15 protein-coding genes and 1 pseudogene are annotated in these 15483 nt (G+C 63.0%); 4 read left to right on the top strand and 12 right to left on the bottom strand.

The genetic code is table 11. The features are described 5' to 3' along the window. Positions 1–2: 2 nt before the first annotated feature. A complete protein-coding gene (locus tag NKI22_RS14135) occupies positions 3–275 on the bottom strand; it encodes a CBS domain-containing protein (RefSeq protein WP_245278655.1) in 273 nt (90 codons plus the stop codon). On the opposite strand from NKI22_RS14135, the gene NKI22_RS14130 reads away from it, so the two are divergent. Beyond that, positions 159–404, top strand: a complete 246-nt coding sequence (locus NKI22_RS14130; RefSeq protein WP_023720825.1) for a winged helix DNA-binding protein — start codon at positions 159–161, stop codon at positions 402–404. The genes NKI22_RS14135 and NKI22_RS14130 overlap by 117 nt on opposite strands. Before the next feature lie 11 nt (positions 405–415). Here the strand turns inward: NKI22_RS14130 and NKI22_RS14125 are convergent, their stop codons facing one another. The 3 genes from NKI22_RS14125 to NKI22_RS14115 all read right to left on the bottom strand — a co-directional run bounded on the left by NKI22_RS14125 (position 416) and on the right by NKI22_RS14115 (position 6633). Beyond that, a complete protein-coding gene (locus NKI22_RS14125; protein ID WP_352851050.1) occupies positions 416–4480 on the bottom strand; it encodes an AsmA family protein in 4065 nt (1354 codons plus the stop codon). Positions 4481–4594: 114 nt separating this feature from the next. Further along, complete coding sequence (locus NKI22_RS14120; protein WP_352482975.1) at positions 4595–5116, bottom strand: hypothetical protein; 522 nt, start codon at positions 5114–5116, stop codon at positions 4595–4597. A gap of 104 nt (positions 5117–5220) precedes the next feature. Further along, the gene (locus NKI22_RS14115) at positions 5221–6633 is read right to left on the bottom strand and encodes an FAD-binding oxidoreductase (protein WP_352590011.1); all 1413 of its coding nucleotides are present in this window, start codon (positions 6631–6633) and stop codon (positions 5221–5223) included. Positions 6634–6752: 119 nt separating this feature from the next. Between NKI22_RS14115 and NKI22_RS14110 the strand changes: the two genes are divergently transcribed. Together NKI22_RS14110 and NKI22_RS14105 are read left to right on the top strand one after the other, a co-directional pair. Next, positions 6753–7238, top strand: a complete 486-nt coding sequence (locus tag NKI22_RS14110) for a thioesterase family protein (RefSeq protein ID WP_023720828.1) — start codon at positions 6753–6755, stop codon at positions 7236–7238. Between the two features lie 147 nt (positions 7239–7385). After that, positions 7386–7583 (top strand): hypothetical protein, encoded by a 198-nt coding sequence (locus NKI22_RS14105; RefSeq protein ID WP_023676715.1) that lies wholly within the window; start codon positions 7386–7388, stop codon positions 7581–7583. A gap of 226 nt (positions 7584–7809) precedes the next feature. Here the strand turns inward: NKI22_RS14105 and NKI22_RS14100 are convergent, their stop codons facing one another. The 7 genes and pseudogenes from NKI22_RS14100 to ettA all read right to left on the bottom strand — a co-directional run bounded on the left by NKI22_RS14100 (position 7810) and on the right by ettA (position 13274). Beyond that, positions 7810–8427 carry an MOSC domain-containing protein gene (locus NKI22_RS14100; protein ID WP_352851053.1) on the bottom strand — a complete coding sequence of 206 codons (618 nt, stop codon included), beginning with the start codon at positions 8425–8427 and terminating at the stop codon, positions 7810–7812. Positions 8428–8568: 141 nt separating this feature from the next. Next, positions 8569–9690 carry a beta-ketoacyl-ACP synthase III gene (locus tag NKI22_RS14095; RefSeq protein WP_352851055.1) on the bottom strand — a complete coding sequence of 374 codons (1122 nt, stop codon included), beginning with the start codon at positions 9688–9690 and terminating at the stop codon, positions 8569–8571. 121 nt (positions 9691–9811) lie between these two features. Further along, a complete protein-coding gene (locus NKI22_RS14090; protein ID WP_023720831.1) occupies positions 9812–10147 on the bottom strand; it encodes a hypothetical protein in 336 nt (111 codons plus the stop codon). A 115-nt stretch (positions 10148–10262) separates the two neighbouring features. After that, positions 10263–11060 (bottom strand): trans-aconitate 2-methyltransferase, encoded by a 798-nt coding sequence (gene tam / locus NKI22_RS14085; protein ID WP_352851057.1) that lies wholly within the window; start codon positions 11058–11060, stop codon positions 10263–10265. Beyond that, a pseudogene (locus NKI22_RS14080) lies at positions 11057–11296 on the bottom strand (type II toxin-antitoxin system RelE family toxin); the annotation flags it as partial. The pseudogene NKI22_RS14080 and the gene tam, both read right to left, overlap by 4 nt. Positions 11297–11316: 20 nt before the next feature. Further along, positions 11317–11565 (bottom strand): DUF6290 family protein, encoded by a 249-nt coding sequence (locus NKI22_RS14075; RefSeq protein WP_023720833.1) that lies wholly within the window; start codon positions 11563–11565, stop codon positions 11317–11319. Positions 11566–11624: 59 nt separating this feature from the next. After that, complete coding sequence (gene ettA / locus NKI22_RS14070; protein WP_023720834.1) at positions 11625–13274, bottom strand: energy-dependent translational throttle protein EttA; 1650 nt, start codon at positions 13272–13274, stop codon at positions 11625–11627. 242 nt (positions 13275–13516) lie between these two features. Between ettA and NKI22_RS14065 the strand changes: the two genes are divergently transcribed. After that, positions 13517–14812: a GGDEF domain-containing protein gene (locus tag NKI22_RS14065; protein WP_352814699.1), complete on the top strand. Its 1296-nt coding sequence runs from the start codon at positions 13517–13519 to the stop codon at positions 14810–14812. 28 nt (positions 14813–14840) lie between these two features. Here NKI22_RS14065 and NKI22_RS14060 read toward each other — a convergent pair whose 3' ends face one another. Beyond that, positions 14841–15455, bottom strand: coding sequence for a hypothetical protein (locus NKI22_RS14060; RefSeq protein WP_352639726.1), 615 nt, complete (start codon positions 15453–15455; stop codon positions 14841–14843). Positions 15456–15483: the final 28 nt, after the last annotated feature.

Below are 15483 nucleotides of genomic sequence, written 5' to 3'. Positions count from 1 at the left end.
CTTCAGGCAACGCTATTTTGTTTCCTGCGCCGGATACGGAAGCCCAGCAAAGCCGAGCGGTCGCGTTCTTCGGCCTGCTTCTTCGATCTGACACGCATCAGGTCCTTCCAGCCGACATAGCCCACCAGCCGCGCATTTTCTCGCGTGACGACGGGCAAATGGGACACGTTCGCCATCAGCAGCTTGTCGGAGGGGCCCTCGAGATACTCATCCGGATAGGCAACCGTCTTTGCGAAGCCGGGCTCGTCGCGAGGGACCACTACGAGGAGGACCACCGCCGCGTGCTGCTGCGGCTGACCGACCGCGCCGACGACAGTCTCGCCGATCTGTCAGCCGCTCATCTCGACGAACTCGGGCGGATCGAGCCGATGCTGAAGCGCTTGCTTGCTGGACGCGGCGCATAAGGGATGCGCCGTCACCCGCCATTCAGCGATTTTAGCAGATCGTCGATCGACGAGGGATCGAACTTGAGCTTTGGCGGGGGCGGCACTGAGGGTGGCACGTTATTTGCGGCCGGTGGCGCACGTTCTGCTTTCTGCGCTTGCTCCGCCGCGGCCTTGCGTTCGGCGTCGAGCTTTGCCTTCTCTTCCGAGGCTATCCGCAACGCCTCTTCCGCCCTCTGGCGTTGCTGTTCTTCGGCCTGCGCTGCTTCCTCGGCGGCCTGTTGCGCCGCCTTGGCTTTGGCTTCGGCATCCGCTTTGGCCTTTGCAGCCGCCTCGGCTTTCGCCCTGGCCTCGGCTTCGGCCTTCGCCGCTGCATCCGCTTTCGCCTTGGCTACAGCCTGCGCCCTGGCCTCCGCTTCGGCTTGGGCCTGCGCCTCAGCTTCGGCCTTTGCCTTGGCGTCCGCTTCAGCCTTCGCCTTGGCTTCAGCCTGCGCCCTCGCCTCCGCTTCGGCTTGGGCCTGCGCCTCAGCTTCGGCCTTTGCCTTGGCGTCGGCCTCGGCCTTCAGCCGCGCTGCTTCCTGTTGCCTGCGCAGTTCCTCCGCCGCTCTTTGACGCTCCGTTTGCAGGGCAGCGTAGTAGCGCACCTCACGCCGCAGCCTTTGTTTCTCGAGCAGTGCGGCTTGCATGGCTTCGACCCGCTGCTGCTCCTTTTCCAGCGCACGCTGGGTCAGGAACTGTGTCAGCGGCTCGCTGTCGAACTGCCGTTTGGTGGCGCCGAACGGCCCGTCGACGCTGAAATTCAAAATCGGTTCGGAGCCGACCAGCGCCTCGTCGCCGGGCCGGTAGGCGATCTCGCCCTTAGCATCGACGGTGCTGGTATTCAGATCGGCGGTGATGTCGGCGGACAGCGTCGCGCCCGGGCTTTCGAATTTGACCGGCGGCGCCCTCAGCGTGCCGCCGGCGATGGTGAAGGCAATATCGGTGTCCTGCGCCGGAAAACTGCCCGCCGCGGCGATCTGCGGCACAAAGCCGGCAGTCTTCGACGCGTCGATATCGCGCCCTATCGCGTCGGCCTTGGCAATGAATGCGCCAAAGGCATCGGGATTGAAGCCGGCAATGGTCATGCCCTTCAGCGTCGCCGTGCCGGAACCGGACAGCGCCGCCACCATCGCGTCGACCGATTTGCCGCTGGTCGACAGCGCCGTCGTGAACTCGCCGTTTCCGCTGATGCCGGCCTCCGGCAGCACGGCTGCCAGATCGCCGCCGGCGAGCTTCATCTGGCCGGAGAAAAGCCCGGTGCCGTCATTGTTCTTGAGCTCGAACAGACCACTCAGCACACCGCCGAGGAACTTTGCCTTGAGATCGGAAACGCGGATACCCTCCTGGTCGAGCTGCAGCGACAGCGCGGCGTCATAGGCGGTGGCAAGCGGGCCGGTGGCGAGCGACGCCGCCGTCAGATCGAGATCGGCGGTAAATGGCAGACTGGATTTCTGGCTGAACGGTGCCGTCGGCCAGGCCCCATCATTGACAAGGAAGGCCTGGTCGCCGAACAGCATCATCGCCATCGGATCGAGGTCCAGCTCGTCCAGCGACAGCGCGCCGGCAAGATGCGGCAGCCCCTCTTTGACGTCGATATTTACGTCACCGGAAACCGCCGCTTCATTGACGGCGCCACTGAGGCCGCTCAGCACCAAGAGACCATTGCCGTAGTCGGCATCGGCCGCAAGCGACGTCGACATGCCGGTCCCCATGCCAGGCAGGCCGACGCCGGTCGTCATCAGCCATGGCTCGATATCGGCCGTTTCAAGGCTGACCTTGCCCTTTGCGGCGGCGCCCTGAGGCGTGTCGGCAACTGTCCCGTCGAAACTAGCTTTGAAGTCGTTGCCGGCGAGGCTGAAGCGTGTCGCCAGGCCGCCGCCAAGCGTGCCTTTGGCCGAGACGTCGGTGGTCGCCTCGCCGAGCATGCCGAGTGGCAGTGCCGGCAACCCGTAAAGCGCCAGAAGTGCGGTGGCGTCGGCGTTCCTTGCATTGAAGGTCAACGTCACCGGCGCTTCGAGAGGCCGGTCGAGCGCCCCTTTGCCGGACAACGACGCCGAAAAGGCCGAGCCACCGGCCCTGCCCTGTGCGCTCATTGCCAGTCCAGTCGTACCGTCGCCATTGTCTGCGGCACTCGTGACGGCGTCGATACGCGCATCCTGGAACAGCTCCGGATAGGCAGCGGCGCGCGCCGCCAGCCCCTTCAGCACCGCATTGTCCGGATAATGCCGGACGGCGACGTCGATCAGCGGCTTGAGGTCGACGGCGACCACCGAGGCGTCGAGCTTGCCGGTCGGGCTCGCCGGGAAGTCCTTGATCCGGCCGGTGGCGCTGATAGAGGCGCCGGCAAGTCCGCCGACCGACAGGCGGTCGATCTCAAGCAGCCCGTCGCGCAATCTAAGCGCGGTGTCGACGCTATCGGCGGTCAACCCACCTGCGCTGACCGGCCCGGCCTTGATCTGGAAATCGAGGTCGCGGTCGGAAAAGCGGTTGGCTCCCTTGTCGCTGACGAAGATCGAGGCGAAGGCGGCGAGTCCATCGACGTCGAGTTCGCCACCTTCCAGTTGCATCAGCACCGATGGCCTTGTGTCTTCGGGCTGGGTGGAATCGATGCGGCCGGAGAACTTCGCCTTGCCGAGGATGAGTTCGAGATCGCTGAAGGCCTGGTGCTTTTCACTCAAATCTACTTTTGCCTTGAAGCCGGCGGCCGGCAAGCGGCGGATCGCCTCGTCGACGTCCTTCGACAGCCAGGCGGCAAAGCCGGAGGGCTGCGCCACAGCCAGAAGCAGCGATCCGGTGAATCCAAAATGATCCTCGACGCTGACCATGCCATTGGCTTCCAGCTTGGCGCGGCCGGGCAGCGTGGCGGCCAGCGATTTCACCGCCCAGCCGCCCTCGGCCGGTTCGGCGGATAGATGCACGTCGCGAACGGTCGTGTCGCCTGCCACCACCGCCGGCAGTCTCACCTCGACCGTGCCCGGTATGGTCGGCTTCGGCAGATCGAGCAGCGCCTGCTCCAGCGCCGCCACCCGCTCGGACAGCGTCAATCCGGCACCGGCCGCCGCCCCCACGGCCTCGTCGAACTGCACCTGTGCGCCATTGGCCTCGATCGAGAAATGCGGCTTCAGCCCAAGGTCGACCGCAGCCTTGCCGTCGGCGGTGTAAGGATTGCCGAGCGGTCCGGTCTCGAAGCGGAACTCGTCGACGCCGAGCTCCTGGTGGTCGAGCGAAAACTTGCCGTTCAGCCTGAACCCCGGATCCGGCTTGCCGGCGCTGACTTTCACTGCCTCGCCGTCGGTGCCGCGCAACTGCGCTACAGTCTGGTCTGCGCCCGATATCTTGAACTGGCCCGAATAGACCGCGGCGCCCTCGACGAGGCCCACATTGCCGTCGGTCTCGATGACCAGCGGATAGTCATCCGGATCGGCTTTGAGCCTGAGCCGCATTTGCCCGTCCGCTTCAGCCTTGCCGGTGGAAGCGGCGATCGTGGTCCGCAACCCGTCCAGCAACAGGGAGCCGTCCATCCGCCAGGGGCCGCCCAGCGACTTGGCCGAGATCGTCGAGTTGATCTCGGAAATAAGATGGCTGCGCCCGCCTGCGGCGTGGCTGAGCGCGATCTGTCCTTCCGTCACCGTCAGCTTCTCGATGGAGATCTGGCCAGGATCGAAGGGCGAGGACGGTCGTATCGTCCAGTCGACCGTGCCGTCGGCGGCGATGTCGATCATCGCCTTCGGCCGCACCAGACGCATGTCGAAGATCAGCACCTCGCCGCGCAGGAATGGCGCGAGTTCTGCATCCATCGAAAAGGTTTCGACGGTCATCGCCGGCTGGCCGTTGGGGCCGCCGGCAACGGCGACGTTGGAAAAGGTCACCGAGGGGAATGGCAGCAGCCTTGCCGTTGCATCGCCTCGCACGGTCACCTTGCGGCCTAGGACGGCGCTCGCCTCGCGCTCGAAATCGGCACGGTAACCCGTCCAATCGACAAAGTAAGGCACCACCAGCGCCGCACACAGCACCAGCACGAGAAGCCCACCGAAGATCACGAACAGGCGTGCGAGCATGAACTCCGAAGCGGTTGATTGAAAATCAGCCGCACTCTACCCGCATCAGCGTGTCGATAAAGAGGCAATTCCGCCAGACAGGTTTCCAGAGCAAAAGAAGGCGGCCAAGAAAACTCAGCGCGCGTCGCGCTTTGCCTGCGCCACCTTTGCCGCCTGCCGCTGCCGGCCGAGTTCCATCGGCCGGATCAGATTCTCGGGCCGCCGGCTCACGATCGCGCGCATGCCTTTGTGCGCGGTGCGCGTGTTGAACTCGGGACCGTCTGCCGCAGCGCCCTGCTTCATGGACAGCGCCTTGCGTGCATTCTCGACCAGCGAAACACGCGCTGCCAACTGGCGGCGGCGTTCGGCCTCGCCATTGAGCCGCCGCATGGTCATCGCCAGAACCGCCAGCTTCAACTGCGAACCTTCATCGGCCTTCGAGGCGCCGGCGCCCTTTGGCGCACCCTTGCCGCGCATTTCGCGGCGGCGGCGATGCGCCTCGGTCTGGGCCTTGTCGCGCCGCTCCCTTAGGAGCTTGACCAGGCTGGCGAGTTCGGCGTCGGCAAGATGCTGCACTGCTGGATGGTGCGACTTCTCGACGAGAGCATGTTCGTCGGCGCTCAGCGCCCGAGCCTCTTCCTTGCGTGAAATCGCCATGACACCATTCCTCCGTCTGTGACGCCTGCCTGCCTCTCAGGTCCTTGGAGTCTCGATCCAAATGGTGGTGCGGTCAAGCCAGGGACCATCTGGATCTTCTTCCACTATTCGGCCGGCAATATCTTGCCCGGGTTCATGATATTCAGCGGGTCGAGCGCCTGCTTGATCGTGCGCATGATGTCGACGCCATGACCGAGCTCATGCCGCAGGAAGCCGATCTTGCCCTGCCCTATGCCATGCTCACCAGTGCAGGTGCCGTCCATGGCGATGGCGCGCATATTGAGCCGCGCCACGAATTTTTCCGCCAATGCGATCTCCTTCGGGTCGTCCACGTCCATCAGCACCAATACATGGAAATTGCCGTCGCCGGCATGGCCGACGATCGGTGCGATCAGGCCCATCTCGGCGATATCCGCCTCGGTCTCGGTGACACATTCGGCAAAGCGCGAGATCGGCACGCAGACATCGGTCGACAGGCCCTTGGCGCCCGGCCGCAGCGTCAGCGATGACCAGTAGGCATCGTGCCTGGCTTTCCACAATTTTGTCCGCTCTTCGGCGATGCTGGTCCACAGGAACGGGCCGCCGCCATTTTCCTCGGCGATCATGCCGAAAGTCTCGGCCTGTTCGGCGACGCTGGCATCGCTGCCGTGGAACTCGACGAACAGGCAGGGGCTCTCCGGATAGTCGAGCTTCGAATAGGTCTTCATCGCTCGCATCTGCAGCGCATTGACCAATTCGATGCGCGCCACCGGAATGCCCATCTGGATGGTCGCGATCACCGCGTTGCAGGCCGCCTCGACGCTGGGAAACGGGCAGACGCCGCCCGAAATCGCCTGCGGAATGCCCTGCAGCTTCAAGGTCAGCTGGGTGATGATGCCAAGCGTACCTTCCGAGCCGATCAGCAGCCGCGTCAGATCATAGCCGGCCGAGCTTTTCTTGGCGCGCTTTCCGGTCGTAACCGCTTCGCCGTCGGCCATCACCGCCGTCAGTGACAGGACGTTGTCGCGCATCGTGCCGTAGCGCACGGCGTTGGTGCCCGACGCCCGTGTCGCCGCCATGCCGCCGAGCGAAGCGTTGGCGCCCGGGTCGATCGGAAAGAACAGGCCGGTGTCGCGCAGATGCCGGTTGAGGTCCTCGCGCGTCACGCCGGGCTCGACGATGCAATCGAGGTCCTGCGGATTGACCGCGATGATGCGGTTCATGCGTGACGTATCGAGCGAGATGCCGCCGCCCGGCGCATTGGTGTGACCTTCGAGCGAAGAGCCGACGCCAAAGGCGATCACCGGCACGCGATGTGCCGCGCACGCACGCACGATCTCCTGGACCTCCTCCGTCGTCTCGGCAAAGGCGACACCATCCGGCGCTTGCGTCGGGATATAGGTCGTGGTGTGCGCGTGCTGGGCGCGGATCGCCTGGCCGGTCTGGAATCGCTCGCCGAGCCGCTGCTTGAGGATGCCGAGCACGGCGGCAATGCCTTCCTCGTTGCGTTCGACCGGGTTGAGGTCGCTTAGAGCCATCGATTCCTCCGCGAATGGACCAGCGTCCACCCTTGTTCTGCATCTAGGGATGCGTAGTCTCACCGACCACGCTCTGTCCAGTCCACGCTCATCCCGGCATGACGAGAAGGAAGTTTCCGATGCCCATCCCCGCCCCTTTCGTCTCTCGCGCCATGGATATCGAGAAGGCCTGGATCGACTACAACGGCCATCTCAACATGGCCTATTACAACGTGCTGTTCGACCGTTGCTCCGACGAAGCCTTCGAGATGATGGGAATGGGGATGGACTATGTAAGGGAACGGCGGCTGACCATCTACACCGCGGAAGTCCATGTCTGCTACGTCCAGGAGCTGCATCTCGACCACAAGGTCACGGTCTCGTTCCAACTCCTCGACCATGACGACAAGCGGCTGAGGGCCTATCAGGAAATCCGCCATGTCGACGGCTGGCTTGCCGCCACGTCTGAAACGCTGTCGCTGCATGTCGACATGGCTGGCCCGAAGGTGGCGCCCTTCCCCGCCGACGTCCTTGCCAATGTCGAAGCGATGCGCGCCGCCCATGCCGCCCTGCCGATGCCGGAGCGCGCCGGCCGCTCGATCGGTATTCGTCGTAAGCCGGCTTGAACCGCAACCCAACCGCCGTTAACCTTACCGAGGTTTTAACGTGAACAAGCCGAATTGAGACGTTGAACGACTCAGCGCGGCGTTGGAAAACCATCCGCATCGAATTGCGATACGGGCGGCGGAGCAGCAGCGGTTCGGGGAACGTGCATGAAAACCGACATCAAGGTCGAGGCGGACAGGCTGGCGGCTGACCCACGCATCACCGACTATGATTTCTGGCGCTCGCTGAAGAACCTCAACAACGAGATCTTCCACATTGCCAACAACAACGAGCCTATTCCCTTCGCCATGATCCGCTGGCGCGCCATCCTTAAGCAGGCGCGGATGAAACGTGGCCACGCCTGAAACTGTTATGATAACACCGAGCTTGCGGCACAAGAAGACAGCGTTGCTTACGACAACGAATGGTCGCCAGGCAGCAAGCCACCGAATTCCGGCATCTATCGTTGCAAGAATTGCGGTGACGAAATTGCGGCGAACAAAGAAAACGGCCAAACAAGGCGATGGATTGGAAGCTGTTTCAGCAGCCAACTACAAACAGACAATCCCTGATCCTCTAAGATTTTAGTCTTCAGGCCCGGTAAATCCACTGTTCTGGCACGCGCACCGAAATCTCCTCGCCGGCCGTGATCGTGCCGGGCTTCTCGACCCAGGCGACGAGGCCGCGCAAACGCTTCGACGCTTTCGCGAACAGCAGCGCGCCGGCCTCGTGATCGGCCATCCCGGCACTTTCGGCGACCGATCGCCCGGCGATGCGGCAAGGCCCGTTCTGCGCGTCGATCTTGACAGTCGCGCCGCCTTTGAAGAACAGCAGCGCGCCGGACGGCAGCATCGAGAGGTGCGGCAGGCCTTCGATTAGGAGATTGGCGCCGATCCATTCCGGCTTGATCTCGGCGATGCCCATCCGTTCGGCGACGGTGGTCAGTTCGTCCGCCGCCACGATCGACAATTGCCGTTCGTTGCGCATTTCGGTGCCGCGCGGATACCAGGGTTCCCGTCCGCCGGAGCGCCGTGTCGTGCCAGCGTGGAAATCGCCTTCAATGCCGTCGAAGCCAAGCTGCAAGGTGTCGATGGCTCGTGTCTCGAAATGATCGAACAGCGCGAGATAAAGCGCGGCCACCTTGGCGGTGAGCTTTCGCGCCGGCACGATCTCGACCGGATTTTCGGCCTCTGGGAACAGATCCGGCATGGGTTCGTTCCTCGCGTGATACGCGCAATTAGCCTCGGTAGCCCATCGGGTCCAGTCGAAAGCGCTGATGCTCCGATCAAGCGGACTGATGTGACTACGCCCCGGCGGGTTCCGATGCTGGTTCCGTTCGCGCCGAAATGGTCAGAGCATGCGCAATAGCGCGCCGCCGATCGAGTAGCCGGCGCCGAAGGCGCAGAGCAGGCCGTAGTCGCCGGGCTTCATATCGGCATGGTTCTCCGACAAGGCGATGATGGCACCGGCGGCGGCAGTATTACCGAGGCGCTCCAGCACCATCGGCGCGCGGTCATGGTCGACGTCATGGCCGAACGACAATTTCAGGATCATGGCATTCATCCGCGCATTCGCCTGATGCAGCCAGAAGCGCCGGATCGCTTGCGGCGTCAGCCCGTGTTCGGCCAGGAATTCGACGATGAACTTGTGGCCGGCAACGGTGACTTCCTTGAACACCTTGTTGCCGATCTGCTTGATCAGATTGCCTTCCAGATCGATCATGTACGGATCGTCCTGGGTGGCGCGGGTATAATAACCGAGATTGGTGCGGATGCTGTTCGACATCTGCGTCCAGGCACGCGTGTCGAGCACCTCGAAACGCCCCGGCCGCTTCTCGCCCTGGGCGAGCCCTTCGACGATCATCGACACGGACGCGTCGCCGAAGATGAAATGCGTCTGCCGGTCGCGAAAATTGAGGTGGCCCGTGATGATCTCCGGCGTCGTCACCAGTATGCGTTTATGCGCCCCTGCCCGCACCAGATTGACCGCAATGTGCAATGCGGCCGCCGCCGAAGAGCAGCCAAGCCCCATGTCGAAGCCGGCGCCTCTCGTGCCCAGCGCCTGCTGCATTTCGATGGCGATAGCCGGATAGGGCCGCTGATGGTGCGAGGCCGAGCAGATCACCAGGTCGATGTCCCCAGGCTTCAGCCCGGCATGATCGAGCGCCTTGCTGGCCGAGGCGATGCCGAACTCGGCCTCCAGCGACAGCGCATCGTCGGGCCGCGCCGGGAAGCGCGGCGCCATGCGGGTCGGGTCGAGGATGCCTTCCCGTTCGATGACATGGCGGGTCTGGACGCCCGAGGCGTGGACGATGAAGGCACTGTCCGATTTCTGCAGCAGCGGCTCGCCCGAGACCTCGCGCCGGACGTTCTCCATGTCCACCCAAGTGTTGAAGCTGGCGACGAGCTCCTCATTGGTGATCGACGCTTCGGGGATTTCAACGCCGATGCCGCTGATGATGACGCGATGCATTTCCAGTTCGTCCCGTGCGCAGGCGTTGCGGCTTCATGTCGACGCCGCAAAAGCTCGGCGCAACCTCTTTTTGCACCTAGCCAGTTTATGCCGGCTTAAATCAAGTCCCTGGAACGGGTCTTTACCAGGCGCAGAGCTTGGTATTGGTCTGCGGGTTGTTCCAGCAGGCACCGTCATCATTGCTGCGCACGAATTGCCCGGGCAGCGGCACGTTGCGGCGGCCGAGATTGACATAGCCGTAGGCAAAACCCGGTCCGTCGATCTCCAGGACGTAAGTCGGATAGCCCGGCGCCGAGATGCGAAAGCTGCCGGCATCGTCCAGCGCCCGATAGCTGCAGGAGAAATAGCCGTCGTCGCTGGTGAAGCAGCGCGCTCGCTTGGCCTGCGCCGATATCGAGAAGGCGAGCACCGCGGCCGCACAAATGCTGCCGCCAAAAATGAGCGTTTTCAATGTCATCATCCACCCCCCATGGCCCATGAGGGCCGTTATCCCTGCCCCAGCGAGATGCGCATGACGGCGAAAGCCGGTCAAGCATCCGCCATGCACTGTTTTTGGGTGTAGCTAAGAGTTTCTAATTAGAACGCCGCGCCACGATGAAGACACGGGGAAAGCGCAGCAACACCTTGCCGCTTGCCGTTTTCGGATAGGCTTCGGCGATCCTGGCCGTGTAGCGCTTCAGGAAAAGCTGCCGCTCGTCTTCGTCGAGCGGATCGAGGAACGGCTTCAGCCCCGTCGACTTCACCCATTCGACGATCGCCTCGGCATCGGCCAGCGGATGGTTGTAGATCGTGTGCCAGATATCGAGCCGATCCGAGAATGGCGACAAAAGGTCGTAATAGAACGCGACAGGCGGCAGCGGCGCGCGGGCCGCACGCTCGAACTTGTCAGTGAACGGCATCTCGGCCGCGGTCTCCCGCATCAGCCGGTGCGAAGGCTCGCCCATATTGTCCGGCATCTGCACGGCAAGCGCGCCGCCGGGCGCCAAAAATCCTATCAGCCGCTGGAAGACAGCCGGATGCTCCGGTAGCCACTGAAACACTGCATTGGCGAGGATCACGTCGACCGGTTCGGCCGGCTGCCACGTCGCCGCGTCCGCCAAGGCAAAGGTGACGCCGGGCAGGCGCGCCTTCGCCTTCTCGATCATGTCGGGCGAGGTATCGAAGCCGCTGATCTGTGCCTGCGGCCAGCGCTCGACCAGCAATTCGGTCGAATTGCCCGGCCCACAGCCAATGTCCACCACCCGGCGCGGTTCCGGCACTGGCACCTGCGCTAGGAGGTCGCGCGCCGGCCGCGTGCGCTCATCCTCGAATTTCAGGTAGAGTGCGGCGGACCAGTCGGGTTTTGCCTTTGCCGCTATGCTGTTATTCATCGATAGATCTCGCGACGCTTGCCTATCTCCACGATCAGCACGACGAGCCGGCTGTCCTGAAACTGGGCAATGATTCTGTAGTCGCCGACGCGAAACCGCCAAGCTTCCTTGGTCCCAGTCAGCCGTTTGGCGAGTGCTCTTGGATTGGGGTGCGCAGAAACTCTTTGATACAGGAATTCTAGGACACGGCGCTGGTCCTTCGGTGAAAGCCCTTCAATGTCTTTTTCGGCTCGCCGCGTAAACTCGACCTACCAACTCATTCAGCGGCAGGTTTCTTGTGCCGCTCCTCGACTTCGCGAAGTTCAAGCTTCCGGATCACCTCTTCCAACGGAATGCGTACGCCGTCGTCATCCCTCAGGCGTTCCTCCGCAATCCTGGCATCCTGCCAATCCTCAATGGTTTCGAGGATCGCTTCAACTGCGACCTGATCGATCGTACGGCCGCTGGCCTTGGCAATATCGGCCAGCAGCTTCTCGGCTTTTTGCGGTAATTTGACCGTGATCATGGGCAACTCCATCCGATCAATTTAGGCCAAACGACGATCGCCCGCAACGGATCGAGACTCTACCTCGTCAGCCGCTTATACGTCATCCTGTGCGGATTGACCGCATCGGGCCCAAGCCGGCGGATCTTGTCCTGCTCGTAATCCTCGAAATTGCCTTCGAACCATTCGACATGGCTGTCACCTTCGAAGGCGAGGATGTGCGTCGCCAGGCGATCGAGGAACATGCGATCGTGCGAGATGATGACGGCGCAGCCGGCGAAGCTCTCGAGCGCGTCTTCAAGTGCCGCAAGTGTTTCGGTATCGAGATCGTTGGTCGGTTCGTCGAGCAGCAGCACATTGCCGCCGGTCTTCAGCATCTTGGCCAGATGCACGCGGTTGCGCTGGCCGCCGGACAGGTTGCCGACCTTCTGCTGCTGATCGCCGCCGCGGAAATTGAACGACGCGCAATAGGCGCGGGTGTTGGCTTCGAACTTGCCGAGCTTGACCACTTCGGCGCCACCCGAGATCTCTTCCCAGACCGTCTTGGTCGGGTCGAGTGCGTCGCGGCTCTGGTCGACATAACCGAGCTTGACCGTCTCGCCGACGCGGATGGTGCCGGCATCGGGCTTTTCCTGGCCGGTGATCATGCGGAAAAGCGTCGTCTTGCCGGCGCCGTTCGGGCCGATGACGCCGACGATGCCGCCGGGCGGCAGCTTGAATTCGAGATCGTCAATCAAAAGCGTGTCGCCAAAGCCCTTCGACAGGTCCTCGACCTCGATCACCACATTGCCGAGCCGCTCGCCATGCGGAATGACGATCTGCGTATCGCTCGGACGCCGCTTGTCGGCCGCATCCAGCAGATCCTGGAACGCCTGGATACGGGCCTTCGACTTGGTCTGCCGGGCTTTCGGGCTGGACTGGATCCACTCGCGCTCGCGGCCGATCGCCCGCTGGCGCGCATCGTCCTCGCGGCCTTCCTGCTTGAGCCGCTTGGCCTTGGCTTCGAGATATTTGGTGTAGTTGCCTTCGTACGGGATACCGCGGCCGCGATCGAGCTCGAGGATCCAGCCGGTGACATTGTCGAGGAAGTAGCGGTCGTGGGTGATGATCATCACCGCGCCCGGATAGGCGCGCAGATGCTTTTCCAGCCACGCCGTCGTCTCGGCGTCGAGATGGTTGGTCGGCTCGTCGAGCAGCAGAAGGTCGGGCTGGCGCAGCAAGAGCTGGCAGAGCGCGACGCGACGGCGTTCGCCGCCCGACAGCTTGGTGACATCGGCCTCCTTGGGCGGGCAGCCGAGTGCCTCCATCGCCATCTCGACCTGCTGCTCGAGATCCCACAGATTGAGCCGGTCCATCTCGTCTTGCAGCTTGGCCGACTCGTCCGCCGTCTCGTCGGAATAGTTCATCATCAATTCGTTGTAGCGCTCGATGATCGCGGTCTTGGCGGCAACGCCTTCCATGACGTTTTCGAACACATTCTTGTTCGGATCGAGCGCCGGCTCCTGCGCCAGGTAACCGACGGTCGCGCCTTCGGCCAGCCAGGCCTCGCCGCTCCACTCCTTGTCGATGCCGGCCATGATCTTGAGAATCGTCGACTTGCCGGCGCCGTTGGGGCCGAGGATGCCGATCTTGGCGTCCGGGTAGAAGGACAGATGGATGTTCTCGAGCACCTTCTTGGTGCCGTAGGCCTTGTTGAGGCCGGCCATGTGATAGATGAACTGGCGTGCCACGCGCGCTTTCCCTGAAAAGTCGACTGATGTCGGATTGAATGGAAGTTGGGGGCTATGTAAGCGATGCGGCCCCGAACGGCAAACAGTTTTGGTCCCAGGCGGAATTGGTCGCACCGCGAACGCTTAGCCGCTTCATTTCGTGCCGGCGCCCGGGCGAAAGCTCCGGTTAACCATTCCGCGTCAAAACAGTGTTTGGATGGGAAATCGCTGGCAGCCGCGATTTCGGGGAGAGAGATCGGGCCGTGCTGAACAGTTTCCTGCTTTTTGCCGAAGCGGTTCTCTATTTCGGCATCATGGTCACGCTTTTCCGGTTCAGAGGCCGCATCGGCCTCGGCGTCTTTGTCTGCGCCCTTGGCGTTATGCATTTCCTGGAAACCTACCTCGCCAGCGTCTTCTACGTCGCGCTGCCGTTCGGCATGGTGTCGCCGGGTTCGGCTGTGCTGTTTTCCGGCAAGCTGGTCATGCTGCTCCTGCTCTACATCAAGGAGGACGCGGCAACCGCCCGCCAGCCCATCTACGGCCTGCTGCTCGGCAATGCCCTGATGATCGGGCTCGTGCTGATCCTGCGCCTGCACGACATCGCACCGCTGCCCGACGGCAAGCTTCCGGACATCGGCTTCATCGACGAGATGGGCTGGCTGATGGTGTGGGGCACGACGCTGCTGTTCGTCGACGCCATCCTGATCATCCTGCTCTATGAAAAGCTCGGCAAATATCTGCGCAAAGCGCTTTTCACGCGCATCCTGGTCTCCGTCGCGTGCGTGCTCACCTTCGACCAGGCAGGCTTTTTCACGGCGCTGCATTTCGTCACCGGGGCGCCGGTCGCGGTGTTCTTCGGCGGCTGGTTCGCCAAGGTGGCAGCGGCCTTGGTCTACAGCACCATGCTGGTCGCCTACATCAGATGGTTCGAGGCGCGGCAGGTGCCGGCGCCGCGCGGGCTTTCCGACATTTTCGACACGCTGACCTATCGCGAGCGCTATGAGGCGCTGATCGAGCACGTCGGTCGCGACGGCCTCACCGGCCTACTGCACAGGGGTCGCTTCGACAGCGATGGCGAGGCCTCCGTGGCAACCAGCCTACGGACCGCCAAGCCGCTCAGCCTGCTGATCATCGATGTCGACCACTTCAAATCGATCAATGACCGCTTCGGCCACGCCGAGGGCGACAAGGTGCTGAAAGCCCTGGCGATTTTGCTTGGCGAACTTGTCGGGACCGAAGATCAATTGTTCAGGATCGGCGGTGAGGAATTCGCCATCCTCTGCTGGCGTCCACAGCCGCTCGCCAGACTGCTGGGCGAAACCGTCAGGCAAGCGGTCAAGACGTCTGCGAGCACCAGCCGGTTCGACATCACCGTCAGCGCCGGCATCTCGACGGTCAGCGAGACGACCCGTTGCCTTGCCGATCTCTTTGCGCTGGCCGACCAGCGTCTCTACAAGGCCAAATCGACCGGACGCGATCGTGTTGTCGGCGAACCGGGTGGCAACGAAGCAGACGGGCGCAACACATGGACCAGGCCGGAGCGCAGCGCCGGCGCGTAACGCTCACTCTGGTCTCGGATTGGCGCAATCAGGATTGTTTGCGCCGCTGCCATGCGCCGATCGCAACCGAAACCGCCATCAGCGCGATCGCCAGCCATTTCATTGCCGCGATGACCGGGCCGGCATCGATGTCGTAGGCGATGAACAGAAGAATGCCCGGCACCAGCAGGCCGCAAAGCACGAGCGTGATCCGGTTGATCTGCCACGACACTTTTGCCGCAAGCATCTGGTCGCCGGGCACGGCGACAAGCGCGGCCCGCATTGCCTTCGGCGCCACCAGCGCGGTCGAGAGACGCAGCGAAATCGGCAAGCCGATGCCGATGATCAGCAAGGCGCATGCCGCCAGGAGCAGCGAAAACTTGAGCGCACTGGTTTCGGCCGATACCGGGAACAGCAGCGTCGCCAGCGGCAGGAAGACACAGAAGATCCCGAGCGCGGCGATGGCGATGAAGATCGCCGCGTTGACCAGCGTGAACAATTGGTAGGTGCCGCCGCCGATGGGTTTGGCCAGCGTGGTCATGCGCGCCCACTCCACTTCGGTGTAGGAAAAGCCCGGCCATTCCATATGGCCGTCTCGGATCGCCGTCATGCCCCTGGCCCAGAACGCCAGCCGCGCCAGCGCCCCGTTCGTCATGCCACTCATCGCCACCCCCTACGAATGTGTGCCTTCA

The organism is Mesorhizobium sp. M0778 (assembly GCF_040320105.1).
GTDB lineage: Bacteria > Pseudomonadota > Alphaproteobacteria > Rhizobiales > Rhizobiaceae > Mesorhizobium.
Note: the sequence above shows the minus strand (reverse complement) of the source record. Positions and strands in the feature narration are given on the sequence as shown.